21 protein-coding genes are annotated in these 21,354 nt (G+C 71.7%); 12 read left to right on the top strand and 9 right to left on the bottom strand.

The genetic code is table 11. The features are described 5' to 3' along the window. Positions 1–2 precede the first annotated feature (2 nt). Complete coding sequence (locus QMK30_RS09235) at positions 3–725, bottom strand: ZIP family metal transporter (protein WP_283516707.1); 723 nt, start codon at positions 723–725, stop codon at positions 3–5. 107 nt (positions 726–832) lie between these two features. Here QMK30_RS09235 and cobM point away from each other — a divergent pair, with 107 nt between their 5' ends. The 6 genes from cobM to cobC are packed head-to-tail and all read left to right on the top strand — an operon-like array spanning position 833 to position 7,390. Then, positions 833–1,696, top strand: coding sequence for a precorrin-4 C(11)-methyltransferase (gene cobM / locus QMK30_RS09230; protein WP_283516706.1), 864 nt, complete (start codon positions 833–835; stop codon positions 1,694–1,696). Further along, on the top strand, positions 1,693–2,967 hold the full coding sequence (gene cbiE, locus QMK30_RS09225; RefSeq protein ID WP_283516705.1) for a precorrin-6y C5,15-methyltransferase (decarboxylating) subunit CbiE: 1,275 nt from the start codon (positions 1,693–1,695) through the stop codon (positions 2,965–2,967). Before cobM ends, cbiE begins: the two co-directional genes overlap by 4 nt. Next, on the top strand, positions 2,964–4,832 hold the full coding sequence (cobJ, locus tag QMK30_RS09220) for a precorrin-3B C(17)-methyltransferase (protein WP_283516704.1): 1,869 nt from the start codon (positions 2,964–2,966) through the stop codon (positions 4,830–4,832). Before cbiE ends, cobJ begins: the two co-directional genes overlap by 4 nt. Further along, positions 4,832–5,434 (top strand): precorrin-8X methylmutase, encoded by a 603-nt coding sequence (locus tag QMK30_RS09215; RefSeq protein WP_283516703.1) that lies wholly within the window; start codon positions 4,832–4,834, stop codon positions 5,432–5,434. Before cobJ ends, QMK30_RS09215 begins: the two co-directional genes overlap by 1 nt. Continuing rightward, positions 5,431–6,348 carry a sirohydrochlorin chelatase gene (locus QMK30_RS09210; protein WP_283516702.1) on the top strand — a complete coding sequence of 306 codons (918 nt, stop codon included), beginning with the start codon at positions 5,431–5,433 and terminating at the stop codon, positions 6,346–6,348. The genes QMK30_RS09215 and QMK30_RS09210 overlap by 4 nt, the downstream gene beginning before the upstream one ends. Then, positions 6,326–7,390: an Rv2231c family histidinol phosphate aminotransferase CobC gene (gene cobC, locus QMK30_RS09205; RefSeq protein ID WP_502963103.1), complete on the top strand. Its 1,065-nt coding sequence runs from the start codon at positions 6,326–6,328 to the stop codon at positions 7,388–7,390. Before QMK30_RS09210 ends, cobC begins: the two co-directional genes overlap by 23 nt. A 540-nt stretch (positions 7,391–7,930) precedes the next feature. Here cobC and QMK30_RS09200 read toward each other — a convergent pair. Beyond that, complete coding sequence (locus tag QMK30_RS09200; protein WP_283516700.1) at positions 7,931–8,860, bottom strand: SCO1860 family LAETG-anchored protein; 930 nt, start codon at positions 8,858–8,860, stop codon at positions 7,931–7,933. Positions 8,861–9,202: 342 nt separating this feature from the next. Continuing rightward, on the bottom strand, positions 9,203–10,294 hold the full coding sequence (locus QMK30_RS09195; RefSeq protein WP_283516699.1) for an amidohydrolase family protein: 1,092 nt from the start codon (positions 10,292–10,294) through the stop codon (positions 9,203–9,205). 93 nt (positions 10,295–10,387) lie between these two features. On the opposite strand from QMK30_RS09195, the gene QMK30_RS09190 reads away from it, so the two are divergent. From QMK30_RS09190 to thpD, 5 genes are all read left to right on the top strand, one after another. Next, the gene (locus QMK30_RS09190) at positions 10,388–11,494 is read left to right on the top strand and encodes a pyridoxal-phosphate-dependent aminotransferase family protein (RefSeq protein WP_283516698.1); all 1,107 of its coding nucleotides are present in this window, start codon (positions 10,388–10,390) and stop codon (positions 11,492–11,494) included. Positions 11,495–11,817: 323 nt separating this feature from the next. Beyond that, positions 11,818–12,351 carry a diaminobutyrate acetyltransferase gene (gene ectA / locus QMK30_RS09185; RefSeq protein WP_283516697.1) on the top strand — a complete coding sequence of 178 codons (534 nt, stop codon included), beginning with the start codon at positions 11,818–11,820 and terminating at the stop codon, positions 12,349–12,351. A 26-nt stretch (positions 12,352–12,377) separates the two neighbouring features. Beyond that, a complete protein-coding gene (gene ectB, locus QMK30_RS09180) occupies positions 12,378–13,646 on the top strand; it encodes a diaminobutyrate--2-oxoglutarate transaminase (RefSeq protein WP_283516696.1) in 1,269 nt (422 codons plus the stop codon). 48 nt (positions 13,647–13,694) lie between these two features. After that, positions 13,695–14,093, top strand: coding sequence for an ectoine synthase (locus tag QMK30_RS09175; protein ID WP_283516695.1), 399 nt, complete (start codon positions 13,695–13,697; stop codon positions 14,091–14,093). A 3-nt stretch (positions 14,094–14,096) separates the two neighbouring features. Further along, the gene (thpD, locus tag QMK30_RS09170; protein WP_283516694.1) at positions 14,097–15,014 is read left to right on the top strand and encodes an ectoine hydroxylase; all 918 of its coding nucleotides are present in this window, start codon (positions 14,097–14,099) and stop codon (positions 15,012–15,014) included. Between the two features lie 276 nt (positions 15,015–15,290). Here thpD and QMK30_RS09165 read toward each other — a convergent pair whose 3' ends face one another. The 6 genes from QMK30_RS09165 to QMK30_RS09140 all read right to left on the bottom strand — a co-directional run bounded on the left by QMK30_RS09165 (position 15,291) and on the right by QMK30_RS09140 (position 20,454). Next, entirely contained in the window at positions 15,291–15,422 is a 132-nt protein-coding gene (locus QMK30_RS09165) for a hypothetical protein (protein ID WP_283516693.1), read from the bottom strand. 225 nt (positions 15,423–15,647) lie between these two features. After that, a complete protein-coding gene (locus QMK30_RS09160; protein ID WP_283516692.1) occupies positions 15,648–16,715 on the bottom strand; it encodes an aminotransferase class V-fold PLP-dependent enzyme in 1,068 nt (355 codons plus the stop codon). Between the two features lie 70 nt (positions 16,716–16,785). Next, positions 16,786–17,511 carry a DsbA family oxidoreductase gene (locus QMK30_RS09155; protein WP_283516691.1) on the bottom strand — a complete coding sequence of 242 codons (726 nt, stop codon included), beginning with the start codon at positions 17,509–17,511 and terminating at the stop codon, positions 16,786–16,788. Between the two features lie 75 nt (positions 17,512–17,586). Then, entirely contained in the window at positions 17,587–18,072 is a 486-nt protein-coding gene (locus QMK30_RS09150; protein WP_349362056.1) for a GNAT family N-acetyltransferase, read from the bottom strand. 229 nt (positions 18,073–18,301) lie between these two features. Beyond that, the gene (locus QMK30_RS09145) at positions 18,302–18,916 is read right to left on the bottom strand and encodes a DUF1349 domain-containing protein (protein WP_283516690.1); all 615 of its coding nucleotides are present in this window, start codon (positions 18,914–18,916) and stop codon (positions 18,302–18,304) included. After that, the gene (locus QMK30_RS09140; protein ID WP_283516689.1) at positions 18,913–20,454 is read right to left on the bottom strand and encodes an aldehyde dehydrogenase (NADP(+)); all 1,542 of its coding nucleotides are present in this window, start codon (positions 20,452–20,454) and stop codon (positions 18,913–18,915) included. The genes QMK30_RS09145 and QMK30_RS09140 overlap by 4 nt, the downstream gene beginning before the upstream one ends. Before the next feature lie 128 nt (positions 20,455–20,582). Between QMK30_RS09140 and QMK30_RS09135 the strand changes: the two genes are divergently transcribed. After that, on the top strand, positions 20,583–21,353 hold the full coding sequence (locus QMK30_RS09135) for an IclR family transcriptional regulator (RefSeq protein ID WP_283516688.1): 771 nt from the start codon (positions 20,583–20,585) through the stop codon (positions 21,351–21,353). Position 21,354 lies beyond the last annotated feature (1 nt).

Below are 21,354 nucleotides of genomic sequence, written 5' to 3'. Positions count from 1 at the left end.
CCTCAGCCCGTCAGACCCACCATCAGCCAGATGAAGGCCACTCCGGCGACCGTGCACAGCAGGGTGGAGCGGGCCGGGTGGTCGTGGTGGGCCTCGGGCAGGATCTCGGCGGCGGCGAGGTAGAGCAGGGCGCCGCCGAAGAACCCGAGATAGCTGCCGAGCAGTTCCTCCGGAAGAGTGAACAGCAGCGTCGACGCCGCGCCCACCACGGGGGCCAGCGCGTCCGCGAAGAGCATCGCGACCGCCTTGCGGCGCTCGTTCCCGTACAGGCTGGTGAGCGTGTACGTGTTGAAGCCGTCCGCGAAGTCGTGGGTGATGACGGCGAGCGCGACGGTCGTGCCCATGCCGCCGCCGACCTGGAAGGCCGCGCCGAGCGCGATGCCGTCCATCAGGCTGTGGCCGACCATTGCCGCCGCCGCGGTCAGTCCGACCTGAGGCACGCGTTCCTCGCTCGCCCCGTGCGCCGCCTGGCGTACCGCGAGCATCCGTTCCACCAGGTGGGCCACCAGGAAGCCGCCGACGAACAGCAGCAGGGCACGCGGCACCCCGAAGAGTTCCCTGCCCGCGGCGGCCAGCGCCTCGGGCAGCAGGTCCAGGCCGACGACTCCGAGCATCAGCCCGCCGGCCAGGCCCAGCACGAGGTGGCGCCGGTCGGTGACGCGCTGCGCCACCCACCCGCCGAACAGCGTCATGCAGAACGCGCCGAGCGCTACAAAGACGGCCATGTGCCCTTGCTAGCCGATTAGCCCCTCACTCCGCACATCCAAGATCCACCCCGCACACCTGATTTCCCCTACACCTGATGTTCTGTACCCGAGAGGACCCCACACTCATGGCCGATGCCCCCACCGGCAAGGTGACCTTCGTCGGTGCCGGCCCCGGCGCCGCCGATCTGCTGACCTTCCGCGCCGCGCGAGCCATCGCCGCCGCCGATGTCGTGATCTGGGCGGCGAGCCTGGTGCAGGCCGAAATCCTGGACCACGCGCGCGTGGGCGCCGAGATCCTGGACTCGGCGGCGATGTCCCTGGAGGACGTCGTCGCGGTGTACGAGCGGGCGGTCAGGGACGGTCTGAAGGTCGCCCGGGTGCACTCCGGCGATCCCGCCCTGTGGGGTGGCACCCAGGAGCAGGTCGACCGCTGCGACGACCTGGGCCTGGAGGTCGAGATCGTGCCGGGTGTCTCGTCGTTCTCGGCTGTCGCCGCGATCGCGCAGCGCGAGCTGACGATCCCCGAGGTGGCGCAGTCCGTGATCCTGACCCGGCTGGGCGGCGGGAAGACGCCGATGCCCCCCGGCGAGGAGGTGCGGGAGTTCGCGCGGCACGGCACGACGATGGCCGTCTTCCTGTCGGCGGCCCGCTCCGGGCAGCTGACCGCGGAGCTGCTTGAGGGCGGCTATCCGACGGACACCCCGGTGATCGTCGCCTATCAGGTGACCTGGCCGGAGGAGCTGGTGCTGCCCTGCACCATCGCGACGCTGGAGGAGACCGTGAAGGAGCACAAGCTCTGGAAGCACACGCTCTTCCTGGTGGGCCCGGCCCTGTCCGCGTCCGGCACCCGTTCGCATCTCTACCACCCGGGCCACTTCCACGGTTTCCGGCGGGCCGACCGGGCGGCGAGGGCCTCACTGCGCGCGGAGAACGCGGAGAAGTCGTCGGGGAAGCCCGTGGCCGAACCGGCGGAGAAGTCCGGCTCATGACCTCTCTCGCCATCACTGTCATCGGTACGGGGACGGGCGCGTCGCTCGCCCCGGGCGCCCGCGCGGCACTGGACGCCGCCGCTCTCGTGGTCGGCGGCAGGCGCCATCTGGACTCCGCCGCACTGCCCGAGGGGACGGCCCGGCTGGTCCTCGGCCCGCTCGCGCCGGCGCTGGACTCCATAGAGAGGTACCTGGCCGAGAATCCGGACCTCGGCGTCGTGGTGCTGGCCTCCGGGGACCCCGGGTTCTTCGGGATCGTGCGGGCGCTGGCCGAGCGCTTCGGGGCGGACGCCCTCGACGTACGGCCGGGGGCGCCGTCGGTCGCGGTCGCCTTCGCCCGGCTCGGGCTGCCGTGGGACGACGCGGTCGTCGTCAGCGCGCACGGGCGTGAGCTGCGGACCGCGGTGAACGTGTGCCGGGTGCATCCCAAGACGGCAGTCCTGACGGGTCCGGGCGCCGGGCCCGCGGAGCTGGGCGCCGCGCTGGCCCGTACCGGCATACCGCGCACCCTGGTGGTCGCTTCGTCGCTCGGTGACCCGGAGGCCGAGAGCGTGCTGCGCCTCTCCCCCGCCGAGGCGGCGGCGCGCGACTGGCCGGGGACGGTCAGCGTTGTTGTGTGCCTGGACGAGTCCCGGGCGCTGGCTCCGGCGCAGCGGACGGTGGCCGGGCAGGTCGCCCTGGCTTCCTCCTGGGCGCTGCCCGAGGAGGCGTTCGAGCACCGCGATTCGATGATCACCAAGTTCGAGGTGCGGGCCTTGGCGCTGGCCAGGCTCGGCCCGCGCCCCGGGGACCTGGTGTGGGACATCGGCGCCGGGTCGGGCTCGGTGGCCGTGGAGTGCGCCCGGCTCGGCGCCGCCACGATCGCCGTGGAGAAGACCTCCGACGGCGTCGAGCGCATCCGGGCCAACGCCGCCGCGCACGGTGTGGACGTGCAGACCCTGCACGGCGCGGCGCCGACGGTGCTGTCACGACTGCCCGATCCGGACGCGGTGTTCATCGGCGGTGGGGGGCGCGAACTGTCCACCATCGTCGCCGCGTGCGCCCGGCGCGCACGGCGCACGGTCGTGGTCGCCCTCGCGGCGCTCGACCGGGTGCCAGAGGTGCGCGAAGCGCTGGCGGGCGCCGGTTTCGAGCCCGAGGGCGTACTGCTGCAGTCCTCACGCCTCGCGCCGCTGCCCGGCGGTGTCACCCGGCTCGCGGCAGCCAACCCTGTCTTTCTGCTGTGGGGACATCGCCCCGCGGATTCGGCTATTGAAGGAGCAGTCGAGTGATCGGCCTCATCTCCGCCACGGCGGCAGGCGCCGTGGCCCGCGACCGGCTGGCCTCGGCCTGGCCCGCGCGCACCCGGGTCTACGAGGGACCAGTGAGGGAGGCCGTCGGGCGTGCCTTCGCGGAATGCGACCAGCTGGTCTGCTTCCTGGCGACGGGCGCGGTCGTCCGGCTGATCGCGCCGCTCCTGAAGGACAAGGCGTCGGACCCCGGGGTCGTGTGCGTCGACGAGGCGCAGCGCCACGCCGTCTCGCTGATCGGCGGCCACGGCGGCGGCGCGAACGCGCTGGCGCTCGCGGTGTCCGATGTGCTGCCCTGCGCCCCGGTCGTCACCACGGCCACGGACGCGATGGACATCCCGGGCCTGGACACCCTGGGCTGGCCGGTCGAGGGTGCGGTCGCCGCGGTGACGCGGGCGGCCCTGGACGGCTCGCCAGTGGCTCTTCACGCGGATGCCGTGTGGCCGCTGCCCGCGCTGCCGCCGAATGTGGCCCCGGACCCGGTCGCCGACGGCACAACTGACGCGGGCACCGACGCCGCCGGGCGAGCGGCCGACGACATGATCGAGGCCGTGGCCGCGGCCCCCGTTCCGGTCGGGGGCGTCGCCGCCGCGATGGCCGCGACCGCCGCCCACACCGTGCTGGCCGACGCCGCCGTGGGCGCGGCACAGGCCGGGCCCACCGTCCTGCGCGTCACCGATCTGCTCGTCGAACCCGAGGCGCGGGAGGCCGTGCTGCGCCCGCCGTCACTCGTCGTCGGGGTCGGGGCCAGCCGGGGCGCGTCCGTCGACGAGGTGCTCGGGCTCATCGAGGCCGCCCTGGCCGACGCCGGTCTCTCCGCCCGTTCCGTCGCCGCGCTCGCGACAGTCGACGCCAAGGCGGACGAGGCCGGGATCGTGGAGGCCGCCGCGCGGCTGGGCGTCCCGCTGCGGACGTACGCCGCGGAGGAACTGGCCGCCGTCGAGGTGCCCAATCCGTCGGGGGCGCCGCTCGCCGCCGTGGGGACGCCCTCCGTGGCGGAGGCCGCCGCGCTCGTCGGCGGGGGCGAACTGCTCGTACCCAAGCGGAAGTCGGCGCCGGAGGGGCGCCCGGCGATGGCCACCTGCGCCGTCGTGCGCAAGCAGCCGCGCGGACGGCTCGCCGTGGTCGGGCTCGGGCCCGGCGCCCGGGACCTGCTGACGCCGCGGGCCCGTACGGAGATACGGCGCGCCTCGGTGCTCGTCGGGCTCGATCAGTACGTCGACCAGATCAGGGACCTGCTGCGGCCCGGCACCCGGGTGCTCGAATCGGGCCTCGGCGCCGAGGAGGAGCGGGCCCGTACCGCTGTCGCCGAGGCCCGCGCGGGGCACGCCGTCGCACTGATCGGCTCGGGGGACGCGGGCGTGTACGCCATGGCGTCGCCCGCGCTCGCCGAGGCGAGCGACGACATCGACGTCGTCGGCGTCCCCGGGGTGACGGCGGCCCTCGCCGCCGCCGCGATCCTGGGCGCACCGCTCGGCCACGACCATGTCTCGATCAGCCTCTCCGACCTGCACACCCCGTGGGAGGTCATCGAGCGGCGGGTACGGGCGGCGGCGGAGGCCGACATCGTCGTGACGTTCTACAACCCGCGCAGCCGGGGCCGCGACTGGCAGCTCCCCAAGGCGTTGTCGATCCTCGCGGAGCACCGGGAGCCCTCGACGCCCGTCGGTGTCGTACGCAACGCCTCCCGCCCGGACGGCACCAGCCGACTCACCACGCTCGCCGGGATCGACCCGACGACCGTCGACATGATGACCGTCGTGGTCGTCGGCAACACCGCGGCCCGTGAGATCGCGGGCCGCATGGTGACGCCGCGCGGCTACCGCTGGCAGACGGAGGGCTCGTGATGACCACGGACCGGATCGTCCACCCCATCGAGCAGGAGTCCTTCCGGCGGCTGCGCTCACGCCTGGACACCTCGCACTTCCCGCCGCTCACCCGGGCCGTCGTCGAGCGGGTCATTCACTCCGCCGCGGACCTTGAGTACGCCACCGACCTCGTCTGCGACGAGAGCGCACTCCAAGCCGCGCACGCCGCCCTGCACGCCGGTGCGCCGGTTGTCGCCGACGTCGAGATGGTCGCCGCGGGCATCACCCGGCGCGAGACGGTGTGCCGCCTGAAGGAGGCCACGGCGGGCCCGGGTCTTACCCGCAGCGCGCACGCGGTCAGACTCGCGTACGAGCAGGTGGGTCCCGGCGCCCTGTGGGTGATCGGCTGCGCCCCCACCGCCCTGGAGGAACTGCTGCTCCTCGACGCGGCGCCCGCGCTCGTCATCGGCCTGCCGGTCGGTTTCGTCGGGGCGGCCGAGTCCAAGGCGGCGCTGCGCGAGAGCGGACTGCCCGCCGTCAGCAACGTGTCCGAGAAGGGCGGGTCCGCGGTCGCCGCGGCCGCACTCAACGCCCTGCTCTACACGCCCCCCATCGCCCCCCTCACCAAGGAGAACGCGTGACCACCGCGCCCGCACTGCTCATCGCCGGCCACGGCACCCGCGACCAGGCGGGAGCCGGAGCCTTCCGGGACTTCGTCCAGGAGCTGGGCATCCGCCACCCCGAACTGCTGGTCGCCGGCGGCTTCATCGAGCTCTCCCCGCCGCCGCTCGGCGACGCCGTCGCCGACCTGGTCGAGCGTGGCTCGAAACGTTTCGCGGCCGTCCCCCTGATGCTGGTCTCCGCAGGTCACGCCAAGGGCGACATCCCGGCGGCGCTGGCCCGTGAGAAGGAGCGCCACCCCGGGATCTCCTACACGTACGGCCGTCCGCTGGGCCCGCACCCGGGCCTGATGACCGTCCTGGAGCGCCGGGTCGAAGAGGTCATCGGCGAACTGGACCGCTCCAATGTGACCGTGCTGCTGGTGGGCCGCGGCTCAACCGATCCGGATGCCAACGCCGAGGTCTTCAAGGCGGCACGACTGTTCTGGGAGGGACGTGGGTACGCAGGTGTGGAAACCGCGTTCGTCTCGCTCGCCGCGCCCGACGTGCCGAGCGGGCTCGACCGCTGCACCAGGCTCGGGGCCAAGCACATCGTGGTCCTGCCGTACTTCCTGTTCACCGGGATCCTGCCGGACCGGGTGCTGCAGCAGACACAGGACTGGGCGGACGCACACCCGGAGACCGGGGTGCGTTCGGCCGCCGTCATCGGTCCCACCGAGGAGCTGATGGACCTCGTGATGGAGCGCTACCGGGAAGCCGTCCAGGGCGACATCCGGATGAACTGCGACTCCTGTGTCTACCGCATCGCGCTGCCCGGCTTCGAGGACAAGGTGGGGGCGCTGCAGCAGCCGCACTTCCACCCCGACGACGACGGGCACGGACATGGACATGGGCACGGGCAGCACCAACACGATGGCCATGCACACGCCCACTGACGCAGGTCACGACCTGCGTCATCACGGGGACGCGGAGATCCGCGACGGGAAGCTGGTCGACCTCGCGGTCAATGTCCGTGCGGACACCCCGCCCGCCTGGCTCAAGGAGCGCATCGCCGCCTGTCTGGACACGCTCGCGGCCTACCCGGACGGGCGGGCCGCGCGCGAGGCGGTCGCGCGACGGCACGGGCTGCCGGTCGAGCGGGTGCTCCTGACGGCGGGCGCGGCGGAGGCGTTCGTACTGATCGCGCGCGCGCTCGCGGTACGCCGCCCGGTGGTCGTGCACCCGCAGTTCACCGAGCCCGAGGCGGCGCTGCGCGACGCGGGTCACGACGTCGGCCGGGTGCTGCTGCGGGAGTCGGACGGCTTTCGGCTCGATCCCGCGGTCGTGCCCGAGGACGCGGACCTGGTGGTGATCGGCAATCCGACCAACCCGACATCCGTCATGCACCCGGCGGACACCATCGCCCGGCTGGCGCGTCCCGGGCGGACGCTCGTGGTCGACGAGGCGTTCATGGACGCGGTGCCCGGTGAGCCGCAGGCACTGGCGAGCCGCACCGACGTGCCGGGTCTGGTGGTGCTGCGCAGCCTCACCAAGACCTGGGGGCTCGCGGGACTGCGCATCGGATACGTCCTGGCGGATCCGGGGACGATCAGGACGCTGGAGCGCGCGCAGCCCCTGTGGCCGGTCTCCACACCTGCGTTGATCGCCGCCGAGGCGTGTCTTGCGCCCCCGGCGCTCGCGGAGGCCACGCGCGCAGCCCAGCGGGTCGCCGCGGACCGGGCGCATCTGCTGGCCGGGCTCGCGGAGTTCGACGAGGTACGGGCGGTGGAGGCGGCCGAAGGGCCGTTCGTGCTGGTCCGGATGGAACGGGGCGACGAGGTACGGGTTCGGCTGCGCGCCCTCGGCTTCGCGGTGCGGCGGGGGGACACGTTTCCGGGGCTGGGACCCGAGTGGCTGCGGGTCGCGGTGCGGGACCGGGTGACGACGGGCCGCTTCCTGCAGGCGCTGGATCAGGCGCTGACGCTGGTCGCGGGGTGAGGGCGCTGCGGGGTGAGAGGTGCGGGCGCTGCGGTGCGGGGCGCCCGCAGCGGGCTGAAGCCGGGTGCGGGGGTGCGGGGCGGGCACCGGAGTGCGGGGATGCGGTGCGGGCACCGGGATGGGGTGCCGGGCCACCTGCGGCGGGCCTGTCCCCTTACGACCTCGGGGGCAATAGTGCGCGGGCTCCCGGCGTCCCGCGACTCCGCCTCCGGCGTTGTCGTCGGTCGACGACGCTCCGCGTCGCCTCCCTCCTCCGCCTTGGACGCGAAGCCGCATAACGCCGCTCGCTGATCCACGCCCCATTGCCCCCGAGGTCGTTACCCGCCCCTTCCCGGCTGTGACATTTTGCGGCTGCCGCCGTGTGGGGGCTCCGCCCCAGCCCCCGGTCCTTGATCGCTGGACGGGCTGAAAAGTTGCCGCAAGCGGCAACATCCAGCCCGTCCAGCGATCAAGGACACGCCCGAAGGGCGTCCAGGGGGTCCGGGGGCCTGCCCCCGGTCACGGGAAGAGCCGAAGTGGGGAACAAGCCCCGCACAGCGGTCAGCCCCTTCCGCGTGCCCTCGCCCGTACCAGCACCAGCGCTCCGCTGCCCGCCGCCAGCAGGGCGACCGCGCCGCCCGCGATGTACGGCGTCGCGGAGTTGCCGCCGGTCTCCGCGAGGTTCGCCTCGGTCGGCGGGACGGGTGCCGTCTGGGGCTCCACTCCGGGCTGCTCCTTCGGCTCCTCCGGCTTCGCCACCGGTGCCTTCGGCGACTCGCAGGTCGCGCCGGCCAGCGTGACCGTGCCCGCGACCTCGGCGACGTTCAGCTTGAGCGGGTTCACGGAGACCCTGAGTTCGAGCGCGGTGGCCGCGGCCGTGCGCGAGGTGGTGCCGCGCTTCGACAGGTCGAGCGTGACCTCACCCACCGCGGGCACGTCGACCCGCGTGGTGCCGCCCGCAGTCAGCGTGACCTTCTTGCCGAGTACCGTCACCGCGCCCAGCACATTGGACTCGGCGACGGGCTTCTTGCCCGCCTCGCACAGCGCCCTCGACGTGACCTTCTCGACCTCGATGAGGGAGAGCAACGGCAGCCCGGGCACATGGATCTTGGCGTGCGCGAGGTTGGTGTACCCCTCCGCCCTGTGCGCGTCGGCGGTCGCTCTCGACGTGGCCACGTCGGCGCGCAGCACATTGACCGCACCGCCCTGCCCGACACCGTCCAGGGAGACCGTCAGCGCGGTCTTCTCGGCACTCGCCGGGGCCTGCACCTCATTGAGGACGGTCCTGAGCGGCACGTTGACGGTCTTGTTGAGCAGTGACACATCGAGCCCGGTGCGGAGCACGACGGCACTCGCCTTCCCTTCGCCGCCTCCGGTGGCGTGCGCCGGGGCAGCGGCGGCGAACAGCGCCGCGGGGCCTGCGGCCAGTGCGACGGCCGTCGCGACGACGGCGCAACGGCGCGCGGGCATGCTGAAGAAAGAGCTGTTCAAGGTGGTGGAACCCCCACAAGTGACATGGCGTCGCCCGGCACCCGTCAATGGGGGGACATCGTGGGTACCGGCGACCGAGACACCGGAATCTTTACGCACTTAGGGTGAACAGGCAGCAACCTGGCGTGAGTTCACCCCAAAGGGGGGTTTCCGTGTCTGTATTCGAATCTGTCGGTACAAATTTTCCCATGCGGCACCTGCGCAACGGCGAAAAAGGGGTCACCACCGCTCCCGCGCCGGGCGGGCGTGGGAGCGTACAACGACGCACAAGGTGCGCGGGTCACGCTCTGTCAACACACTGATGCCCGCTGACGGGCGCTGCCCGCCGAGCAGGCAGAGCCGTCAGCCGACGATCCGCCCGTCCAGCACGATCCGCCGCGGCGCCGCCAGCACTCGCACGTCCGCCCGCGGGTCCTCGTCGTACACCACCAGGTCCGCTGGGGCGCTCTCCTCCAGCACAGGGCGCCCCAGCCACTCCCGCGCCCCCCACGCCGTCGCCGACAGGGCGTCCAGGGCCGGGATGCCCGCCTTCACCAGCTCGGCCACCTCGGCGGCCACCAGACCGTGCGCCAGCGACCCGCCCGCGTCCGTTCCGACGAAGACCGGCACTCCCGCGTCGTACGCCGCGCGCACCGTGTCGTAGCGCCGCTCGTACAGGTCCCGCATATGGGCGGACCAGCGCGGGAACTTCGCCTCGCCGCCGTCCGCCAGGTGCGGGAAGGTCGCGATGTTGACCAGCGTCGGGACGATCGCGACGCCGCGCTCGGCGAAGAACGGGATCGTGTCCTCGGTCAGCCCGGTCGCGTGCTCGATGCAGTCGATCCCGGCCTCGACGAGATCGCGAAGCGCGTCCTCGGCGAAGCAGTGCGCGGTGACGCGGGCGCCCAGCCGGTGCGCCTCGGCGATGGCCGCCTCCACCTCGCCGCGCGGCCAGCACGCGCTCAGGTCGCCGGTCTCCCGGTCGATCCAGTCGCCGACGAGCTTGACCCAGCCGTCACTGCGGCGCGCCTCCCGGGCCACGTACGCGACCAGGTCGCCGGGCTCGATCTCATGGGCGTAGTTGCGGATGTAACGGCGCGTGCGGGCGATGTGCCGACCCGCCCTGATGATCTTCGGCAGGTCGGCGCGGTCGTCGATCCAGCGGGTGTCGGACGGTGATCCCGCGTCGCGGATCAGCAGGGTGCCCGCCTCCCGGTCGGTGAGCGCCTGCTTCTCGCTGGTGGCGTCGTCGACCGGCCCATGCCGGTCGAGCCCGACATGGCAGTGCGCGTCGACCAGGCCGGGCAGCGCCCAGCCGTCGACGGTCGTCACGTCGCGTGCGCCGACGGGCCGTTCGTAGGTGATCCGGCCGTCCACGGCCCACAACTCGTCCCTGACGTCGTCGGGTCCGGCGAGTACCCGCCCCTTCACCCGGAGCACCCCGTGATCACTCATGAACAGCACTGTACGAGGACGCCGCGGGGGCTGTCGGAGGCGGTGGGTAGTCTCGGCCGAAAGCCCGATCACCCTCGCGAAGAGAGCACCGCCGTGACACACCCGCTGCTGGACCTGCCCCCGCTGACCGCAGAGCACTTCGCGCAGATCGAGCGGCGGGTCGCCGCGCTGCTCTCCACCGAGCAGGACGTCGTCATCATGCAGGGCGAGGCGCTGCTTCCCTTGGAGGGCTGCATCCGCGGGGCCGCGCACCCCGGTTCGACGGCGCTGAATGTCGTGACGGGGCCGTACGGGCAGACCTTCGGCAACTGGCTGCGCGACTGCGGTGCGACCGTGATCGATCTGGCGGTCCCCTTCGACACGGCCGTGTCGGCGGACCAGGTGGCGCACGCGCTGGCCGAGCACCCGGAGATCGACTTCGTCTCCCTGGTGCACGCCGAGGCGGCCACCGGCAACACCAACCCGGTCGCCGCGATCGGTGAGGTCGTACGGGCCCACGGCGCCCTCTTCATGCTGGACGCGGTCGCCTCGGTGGCCGCCGAGCCGTTGCTGCCCGACGCGTGGGGGGTGGATCTGTGCGTGATCGGCGCGCAGAAAGCGATGGGCGGCCCGGCCGGTGTCTCCGCGGTGTCGGTGAGCGCGCGCGCCTGGGAGCGCATCGCGGCGAACCCGCAGGCCCCCCGTCGCTCCTACCTTTCACTTCTTGACTGGAAGGAGCGGTGGATCGACGGTGGCCGAAGGACGCTGCTGCACGCGCCGGCCCAGCTGGAGATGCTGGCGCTCGACGCGTGTGTCGAGCGCGTCGAGGCGGAGGGCCTCGACGCGGTCATGGACCGCCACAGCGCCGCCGCGTCGGCCACCCGCGCGGGTGCGCTCGCGCTGGGCGGCGGCCTGGAGCCGTACGTCCACGAAGCGCGGGACGCGGCGCCGGTGGCCACGACGCTGCGCTCCCCCGCCGGGGTCGACGCGTCGGAGCTGGTCGCCACCGCCCTGGCGGCCGACCCGTCGCTGCCGCTGATCGCGGGCGGCGGCACGCTGGCCAAGGAGATGATCCGGGTCAATCACTACGGGGTGGACGCCACCCGGGGCGTCGTGCAGTCCTCGCTCGCGGCGCTGGGGGCGGCACTGAGCGGCTCGGGCCGACCGGTGGACCTTGAAGCTGCCCGCAAGGCCGTGACGGAAACCTGGCCCAATGAATAATCGCCTTTGAATTCCATGAATTCCGGATGACATATGGCCGCTTTATTAGCGCAGCTTCCCGTATTCTTCTGCCCGCTTTTTCCAACCCTAAACGCCACGATTTCAACATGGCCGAAAGGCTCAATTCGGGCACGTCTCACGAGAGTTACGGCCTTGTGACCGACCCCACACTCAAGACGATTTGCCCGTATATTTACGGGCAAATCATCTGTTTTCGCAACACCTTTGCGCCCGTGTGGGCCCGCGCGATAACACAGCGTCGCCTCTCAGCCAACCTCATCCGACGATGCACTTTTTGAATTTGCTCGGTAAATTCCTTCCACATGACTGCCGCACAAGCAGACCTTGCACGTGCCCGAAGCGAATTCATGCAGATCGATGCTCCACGAGTGGAGGACGGAGCCGCGATCTGGCGCATTGCCCGCGACTCCGAGGTCCTGGACCTCAACTCCTCGTACAGCTATCTGCTGTGGTGCCGTGACTTCGCCGCGACCTCAGTGGTGGCGCGCGATCACCCGGAGGGCGAACCAATCGCCTTCATCACGGGCTACGTACGTCCTGATAGCCCCGAAACGCTGGTCATCTGGCAGGTCGCCGTCGGTCACGATCACCGTGGCCGCGGGCTTGCCGGGGTTCTGCTGGACGCGCTGACCGCAAAGGTCGTCGCAGGCCAGGGGGTCAAGGCGATAGAGACGACGGTGACGCCGGACAACACCGCATCCGACCGGCTCTTCACCTCGTACGCCGAGCGCCAGGGAGCGTCCCTGGAGCGCGAAGTCCTCTTCGACGGCGGGCTGTTCCCTGAGGGATCACACCTGCCCGAAGTGCTGTACCGCATCGGCCCGATCGCTTCCTGACACCCCCCACTCACCAGGAGACCGCCATGACCATCACCCCTCCCGCCCTGAGCGTCTTCGAGACCCTCGAATCCGAAGTACGAAGCTACTGCCGCGGCTGGCCGGCCGTGTTCGACCGCGCGCAGGGCAGTCACCTCCACGACGAGGACGGCCATACCTACCTCGACTTCTTCGCCGGCGCCGGGTCACTCAACTACGGACACAACAACCCGGTACTCAAACGGGCGCTGATCGACTACATCGAACGCGACGGCATCACCCACGGCCTGGACATGGCGACGACCGCGAAGCGGGCGTTCCTGGAGACCTTCCAGAACGTGATCCTGCGACCGCGTGATCTTCCGTACAAGGTGATGTTCCCGGGCCCGACCGGCACCAACGCCGTCGAGGCCGCGCTCAAGCTGGCCCGCAAGGTGAAGGGCCGCGAGTCCGTCGTCTCGTTCACCAACGCCTTCCACGGCATGTCGCTGGGCGCGCTCGCCGTCACCGGCAACGCCTTCAAGCGGGCCGGCGCCGGCATCCCGCTGGTGCACGGCACCCCGATGCCGTTCGACAACTACTTCGACGGCACGGTGGAAGACTTCCTGTGGTTCGAGCGGCTGCTCGACGACCAGGGCTCCGGCCTCAACAAGCCCGCCGCCGTGATCGTCGAGACGGTGCAGGGCGAGGGCGGCATCAATGTGGCCCGCGCCGAGTGGCTGCGCGCGCTGTCCGAGCTGTGCAAGCGCCAGGACATGCTGCTGATCGTCGACGACATCCAGATGGGCTGCGGCCGTACCGGCAAGTTCTTCTCCTTCGAGGAGGCGGGCATCACGCCGGACATCGTCACGCTGTCGAAGTCGATCAGCGGTTACGGCATGCCCATGTCGCTCTGCCTGTTCAAGCCGGAGCTGGACATCTGGGAGCCGGGCGAGCACAACGGCACCTTCCGCGGCAACAACCCGGCGTTCGTCACCGCGTCCGCCGCGCTGGACACCTACTGGACCGACGGCCAGATGGAGAAGCAGACCGAGCTCCGCGGCGAACAGGTCGAGCGCGCGCTTCTCGCCATCGTCGAGGAGAACGACGGGGCCGGCCTGAGCTTCCGCGGCCGCGGCCTGGTCTGGGGTCTTGAGTTCACCGACAAGCCGCGCGCCTCCGCGGTCTGCCGCCGCGCCTTCGAGCTGGGGATGCTGCTGGAGACCTCGGGCCCGCAGAGCGAGGTCGTGAAGCTGCTCCCGGCGCTCACCATCACCGCCGAGGAGCTCGACCAGGGCCTGCGCATCCTGGCCCGGTCGGTCCGCGAGACCGCCTGACGCACGACGTACGACGCACCACCGTATAGAGAAGGGCTACGACTCACCGTGATCGTCCGATCTTTCAAGGACATCGAGAACACCGACCGGCATGTGAAGGCTGCCTCCGGGACCTGGGAGAGCAAGCGCATCGTGCTCGCCAAGGAAAAGGTGGGCTTCTCGCTCCACGAAACCGTGCTGTACGCGGGTACGGAGACGTCGATGTGGTATGCGAACCACATCGAGGCCGTGCTGTGCACGGAGGGCGAGGCCGAGCTCACCAACGACGAGACTGGCGAGACCCACTGGATCTCGCCCGGCACGATGTACCTGCTGGACGGCCACGAGCGGCACACCATGCGGCCCAAGACCGACTTCCGCTGCGTGTGCGTGTTCAACCCCCCCGTCACCGGACGGGAGGACCATGACGAGAACGGCGTATACCCGCTGCTGACAGAGGAGGGCTGATCCATGACCGACGTACTGACCCCGACGACCGCCCGCGAACCGAAGACCGACCGATACCCGACGCGCGGTACGGCCGAGGTGACCACCCCCCGCCAGGACCCGGTCGTCTGGTCCGTGCCCGGCGCGCCGGGACCGGTCGAAGCCCCGGAGCTCCAGAGCTTCGAGCGGGACGGCTTCCTCACGGTCGACCAGCTGATCACCCCCGACGAAGTGGTGCTGTACCGCGCCGAGTTGGACCGGCTGATCAACGACCCCGGGGTCCGGGCCGACGAGCGCTCGATCATAGAGCCCAAGTCGCAGGACGTACGGTCGGTCTTCGAGGTGCACCGGATGAGCGAGATCTTCGCCCAGCTGGTGCGTGACCCGCGAGTGGTGGGCCGCGCCCGCCAGATCCTCGGATCCGACGTGTACGTCCACCAGTCGCGGATCAACGTCAAGCCGGGGTTCGGGGCCTCGGGCTTCTACTGGCACTCGGACTTCGAGACCTGGCACGCCGAGGACGGTCTGGCGAACATGCGGACCGTGTCCGTGTCGATCGCGCTGACCAAGAACCTGGCGACCAACGGCGGCTTGATGATCATGCCGGGGTCGCACAAGGAGTTCCTCGGCTGCGCGGGCGAGACACCGAGGGACAATTACCGGCAGTCGCTGCAGATGCAGGGCGCCGGTACGCCTTCGGACGCCGCGCTGACCCGCATTTCCGAGGAGCACGGCATCAAGCTCTTCACGGGGAACGCCGGTTCCGCGACCTGGTTCGACTGCAACTGCATGCACGGCTCGGGCGACAACATCACGCCGTACCCGCGCAGCAATGTCTTCATCGTGTTCAACAGCGTGGAGAACGCGGCGGTCGCGCCGTTCGCGGCGCCCGTTCCACGACCCGACTTCATCGGGGCGAGGGACTTCACGCCGGTGAAGTGAGGCAGTACGCGAGGCCTGCGGTGTGGGGTCGGTCCGGGTTCGGACCGACCCCACCCTGCGTTCGCAGACGTCGGCCGTCGCCCCTCAGAGTCGGGCCGGTGACGCCGCGGGCTCTATTGCCCCCGAGGTCGTAACGACCTCGGGGGCAATGGAGCGTGGATCAGCGAGCGGCGTCATGCGGCTTCGCGTCCAAGGCGGAGGAGGGAGGCGACGCGGAGCGTCGTCGACCGACGACAACGCCGGAGGCGGAGTCGCAGGGCGTCGGGAGCCCGCGCACTATTGCCACCGAGGTCGTAAGGCGGTGGCCGCGAGCAGGTCGCCGCCGATGCCGCGCGGCACCTCGTCCGGGGCGTACCGGCCGCCGAGGAGAAGGCGGAAGTCGACCGGGGCGAGGAAGAGTTCGGCCACCTGGCGCTGGGGCGGCGGCCCTGCGGGCCTGGCCCAGCATGCCGATGTCCTGGGCGTCCGCCGTGGAGCGCGTGACGTGCCACGCGACCCGCAGGACGAGCCCGCCGAAGGCGCACGCCTCCGCCGGCGCGGACTCGTCCCCGTACAGCAGCCGTTGACGCAGATCGGCGTGGGTCGGCGACCTGCTGAGTATCGACTCCACCGGCACCACCTCGTGCTGCCTTCCTACGCCCGGCCGCCGAGGACGTCCAGCACCCGGTCCACATCGGCGGTGGAGTTGTGGACGTGGAAGGAGACGCGCAGGTTGCCTGCCCGGACGGAGGTGACGATGTCGGCCGCCTCCAGCGACCCGTGCCGGCCGGCCAGTGAGGGGGCGGCGACGATGGGGCCTTCGCCCGGGACCGGGGTGTGTCCCAGGTCCGCGATGCCGGCGCGCAGGCGCGCGGCGAGAGCCGTGGTGTGGGCGTGGACCGCTTCGGTGCCGATCTCCTCCATGAGCGCCAGGGAGTGCTGGGCGCCCAGGTACGGGATGGACGCCGGGGGCTCGTCGAAGCGGCGTGCGTTGTGGGCGAGTTCCGCCACGGGACCGTAGGTGCTGCCCCAGGGGTCCTCCCCGGACAGCCAGCCCGCGTGCAACGGCGTGAGGGTCTCCTGCGCCTGGGCGGTGACGGTGAGGAACGACGTCCCGCGCGGGCACAGCAGGTACTTGTAGCCGCCGGTGACGCTGTAGTCGTAGTCCCCGGCGTCGAACGGCAGCCAGCCGGCCGCCTGGGTGGCGTCGACCAGGGTGCGGGCGCCGTGGGCGGCGGCCGCGGCGCGGATCGCGCGGAGGTCGGCGATCCGGCCGTCGGCGGACTGCGTCGCGGAGAAGGCGACGAGGGAGGTTCCGGGGCGCACCGACTCGGCCAGGGCGTCCAGCGGCACGTACCGCAGCTTGAGGTCGCCGCGGATCGCGAGCGGGTTGACGAGCGAGCTGAAGTCCCCTTCGGGAACGAGGACTTCGGCGCCTGCGGGCAGCGACGCCGCGATCAGCCCGACATGGACCGCCACCGCGCTGCCGACGGCGACCCGTGCGGCGTCCACCCCGACGATGCGTGCGAAGGAGGCACGAGCGGCGGCCACGGCGTCGAAGGGATCACCGACATCCCTGCGGCCGGAGGCGAATTCCTCGGCCGCGGTCTTGACGGCCGCCACGGTCCGCGCCGGCAGCAGGCCGCCGGTGGAGGTGTCCAGATAGGTCGTCTGCGGCGCGAACTCCGCTGCCGCCCGGTCACTGAGAGAAAGAGGCTCCATGCCCCCCACTCTGCGGCCCCGCGAACTCCCCGTCCATTGCCAATGTTTACCGGGTACCTCTAAGCGATGCTTATACGTACCCGCCGGCCTGCGGAATCTCGCAGGACCCATCCGTGTCGCACGCTTCTCCGTCGGCGCTGTCACCGATCGTGGTGAGGGCCCGGCCCTGCCACGCCTGCTCCAGTGCCTGGGTGAAGGTCTCGGCAGGCTGGCCGCCGGAGACGCCGAAGCGGCGGTCGAGCACGAAGAAGGGCACACCACTCGCGCCCAGCTCGGCGGCCTCGCGCTCGTCGGCCCGTACGTCGTCGGCGTACGCGCTCTCGTCCGTCAGGACGGCCCGCGCCTCCTCGGCGTCGAGTCCGGCCTCCACGGCGAGGTCCACCAGGACCTGGGCGTCGTAGACGGAGCGCTCCTCGGCGAAGTTGGCGCGGTAGGCGAGGTCGAGCAGCTGGTCCTGGCGGCCGCGCGACTTGGCCAGGTGCAGCAGCCGGTGGATGTCGAAGGTGCTGCCGTGCTCGCGCCCCTCGGTGAGGTAGCCGAGGCCCTCGGCCTGCGCGTTGCCCGCCACGTGCTCCTCCATGGCGCGGGCCTCCTCACGGGTACGCCCGTACTTCGAGGCCAGCATGTCGATCACGGGCGCCGTGTCGCCCTTGGCGCGGCCGGGGTCGAGCTCGAAGGAGCGGTGCACCACCTCGATCTCGTCGCGGTGCGCGAAGGCGGCCAGGCCCTTCTCGAAGCGGGCCTTGCCGATGTAGCACCAGGGACAGGCGATGTCCGACCAGATCTCGACGCGCATGTGACTTCTTCTCTCCACGGTCCGACGGGCACGGAGGCACCCTCCGCTCCCGCCTCAACACAGGTGGTGGCCTGCTCATTCCCCCGCAGACCGCACATCCAGCCACAGCACCAGATGGGCACCGGAGCGTGGCGTCACACGGTCGGGGCGCCAGCCGTGGCGGGCGTAGAAGGCCTGGGCGCGCAGGTTGCGCTCATAGACCTCCAGGCGCGCGGCGCGGACATCGGAGCGCTGCCAGGACGTGACGCAGGCGGCGTGCAGGGCGGTGCCGATGCCACGGCCCCAGCTCTCGGGGGCGACATGGAGCTGGGTGAGGGTGAGGGCGCCGTCGACCTCGTGGAACGCGGCCACGCCCGCGAGCGTGCCGTTGGCGGCCTCGGCGCACAGCACACCGCGGCCCCGGGCGAGTGCGCGGGTCCAGCCGCCGCGGACCCGGGCCTGTTCGATGGGCCCGTCGAAGTCGTCCTCGGGGATACGGCCGCGGTAGTACGTGGCACGGGCGGCCGCGTGCAGGGGGATGATGGCGTCGAGGTCGGCGGGGGTGGCGTTTCTGATCATCATGAGGTGGACGCGATCTTGTCGGCGTGCGGTTGCGGTTGCGGGGCCGCGACGCGGCTGAACAACGCACGGTACGCGCCGGGGCGAGGCCGACCTCGCCCCGCAGCTGCCGACGCGGCGAATCGGCCGCGCACGGGCCTGCTGATCGGCGCCGCCCTGCTGACGGCCACGGCGCCGACGACGCTCCGGCTGCGGCCGGGCGCACGGCCCGGCCGCAGCCGATCACCGGGTGTCAGGTGCCGTCGCGCAGCCCCCTGGGCCAGCTCGGGCGGAACTCGATCCGGTCGAACGTCACCACGCACCCCTCGCCGACCGGGGACTGTGTCATGAAGCCCACAAGCGCGGCCGCCGCCCGCTCCGGCGTACCGAGGGTGAAGATCCGGACGAAGGTCCAGTGCTCGCCGTCGGTGGAGGCGTGGAAGGCGAAGGTCTTGCCCGTACGACTGATGCGCAGCCAGACCCGGTCGCCGTCGACCACGAAGGAGTTGGCGTCGTCGGAGTGCCCCCGGGTGACGACCGTACAGACCGTCGGCCGGTCCGGAGACAGCTCCAGGCAGAGCTTGGCCCACTCCCGCTCGCCGACGTGCAGATACAGCACCCCGGCGTCGCCGGAGGCGGCGAGCCCCGCCGTCACCCGGGCGATGAGCTGGAAGTCGCCTTCGGGCGCGCCGAGCAGGCGCGGCGCGCCGGACGCGGAGTCCAGGGCCTCGCCCGACGGCGGCACGAAGCGGTCCTGGCGGGGCCCCGCCCAGCCGGTGAGTGCCCCGCCCTCCCGCGACCAGGAGCCGTCGGGACCGTACCGGCGCAGCGGGAAGGGCAGCTCCGGCAGTTCGAGCTGGTCACTCATGGACGGGGCTCCTCCGGGCGGCCGTCCACACGGCGCGGCACCGCTCCCGGGTTGGCGTCGCACAGCTCCGCCGGGAGCAGCGCATCGGGCGTCGACTGGTACGAGACCGGGCGCAGCCAGCGCTCGATCGCGGTCGCGCCCACCGAGGTGGAGGTCGACGTCGTCGCCGGGTAGGGGCCGCCGTGGTGCTGGGCCGGGGCCACGGCGACTCCGGTCGGCCAGCCGTTGACGAGGACGCGGCCGGCCAGCGGGGTGAGCTCCGCGAGCAGCTCGGCGCCCGAGCCCTCGGTGCCCGCGCCCTCCTCCGCGGAGAGCTGGAGGGTGGCCGTGAGGTTGCCGGGGAGCCGGGCGAGTACCGCCGTGATCTCGGCGGGGTCCTCGTAGCGGGCGACGACGGTGACCGGGCCGAAGCACTCCTCCAGCAGGAGGTCGTGCGGTCCCTCGGTGGCCAGGACGCGCGCCGGTACGGTCAGGAATCCCGCGCTCACCGTGTGCTCGCCGCCCGCGCCGGGCGTCACCGGGGCGTCCACGTCGGGCAGTTCGACCCGCTCCCGGACGCCGGCGACGAAGCTGTCGCGCATCCGCTGGTCGAGCAGGACCCCGGACGCGGTGTCGCTGACGGCCTCGGTGAGGGACTTCAGCAGCCGGTCGCCCGCCGCTCCCGCGGGGGCCAGTACGAAGCCCGGCTTGGTGCAGAACTGGCCGACGCCCATCGTCATCGAGGTCGCCAGTCCGGCGCCGATCTGCTCGGCCCGCTCGGCGGCTGCGGCCTCGGTCACCACGACCGGGTTGAGGCTGCCGAGCTCGCCGTGGAAGGGGATCGGCGTCGGCCGGGCCGCCGCGGCGTCGAAGAGGGCGCGCCCTCCCCGTACCGACCCGGTGAAGCCCGCGGCGGTCACCAGCGGGTGCTTGACCAGCTCGACGCCCGCTTCGAAGCCGTGCACCAGGACGAGGATGTCCTGGTCGAGCCCGAGCCGCTCGGCGGCGCGGTGCACCACAGCGGCGCACAGCTCGGAGGTCGCCGGGTGGTCGGGGTGCGCCTTGACGACGACCGGGCAGCCCGCGGCGAGCGCACTGGCCGTGTCGCCGCCGGGCACCGAGAAGGCCAGCGGGAAATTGCTCGCGGAGTAGACCGCGACGACGCCGAGCGGCACCTTCCAGCGGCGCAGGTCGGGCCAGGGCGGGGTCTGCGCGGAGTCGGCGTGGTCGATGCGGATGTCGAGATACGCGCCCTCGTCGACGACCTCCGCGAAGGTCCGCAACTGGGCCGTGGTGCGGGCGAGTTCGCCGGTGAGGCGGACCGGGCCGAGCGCCGTCTCGGCGTCCGCGGCCTCGATGATGCGCTCGCCGGTCCCGTCGAGAAGATCCGCCACCGTGCGCAGCAGGGCCGCACGCACGGTGCGGTCCGCGAGGGCCCCGCGCGCGGCGTGGGCCGCGCGCACCGCCGCGTCCACCTCCGCCGCTGTAGCCTCCACCGCAACCTGCTCGCGCGGCTTCCCGGTTCGAGGGTCGACGCTCCAGACTGGTGCTGCTGCCACCGAGATTCCTTCCAGCTTCACTGCCGACCATCAGAAGTTGTTCGGTATTCTGAACACAGTTCCTGATGATGAATATGATGGGGACTTTATTTCCGGGTGTTCTGTGTGGTCAAGAAGGGCGAAGAGCAATGTCGGCTGCCGATTCAGGTGGAGCACAAGTCAAGTCCGCGGTGCGGACCGTGGAATTGCTCGAATATTTCGCGGGACGCCCCGGTATGCACTCCCTCGCCGCCGTGCAGGAAGCCGTCGGCTACCCCAAGTCCAGCCTCTACATGCTGTTGCGCACCCTGGTCGAGCTCGGCTGGGTGGAGACCGACGCGACGGGCACGCGGTACGGCATCGGCGTGCGGGCCCTCCTCGTCGGTACGTCGTACATCGACGGCGACGAGGTCGTGACCTCCGCCAGGCCCACCCTGGACCGGCTCTCCGACGACACGACCGAGACGATCCACCTGGCCCGTCTCGACGGCACGAACGTCGTCTACCTCGCCACCCGCCAGTCGCAGCACTATCTGCGCCCCTTCACCCGCGTCGGGCGTCGGCTGCCCGCGCACTCAACATCCCTCGGCAAGGCGCTGCTCGCGACCCACACCGACGAGCAGGTCCGCAAGCTGCTGCCGGAGACGATGGCGCCGCTCACCGAGCACACCATCACCGACCGCGAGAAGCTCATCGAGGAGCTGCATCTCATCCGCGAGCAGGGGTACGCGGTGGATCGCGAGGAGAACACGCTGGGTCTGCGCTGCTTCGGCATCGCGATTCCGTACCGCACACCGGCGCGCGACGCGATCAGCTGCTCGGTGCCGGTCGCCCGGCTCACTCCCGGCCACGAACAGATGATCAAGGACGCGCTCTTCGACGCGCGCGACCGGCTCACTCTCGCCACCCGGAGGCTCTGAC

Source organism: Streptomyces sp. H27-C3 (assembly GCF_030063415.1).
GTDB lineage: Bacteria > Actinomycetota > Actinomycetes > Streptomycetales > Streptomycetaceae > Streptomyces.
This window is presented reverse-complemented; position numbering and strand designations above follow the sequence as displayed.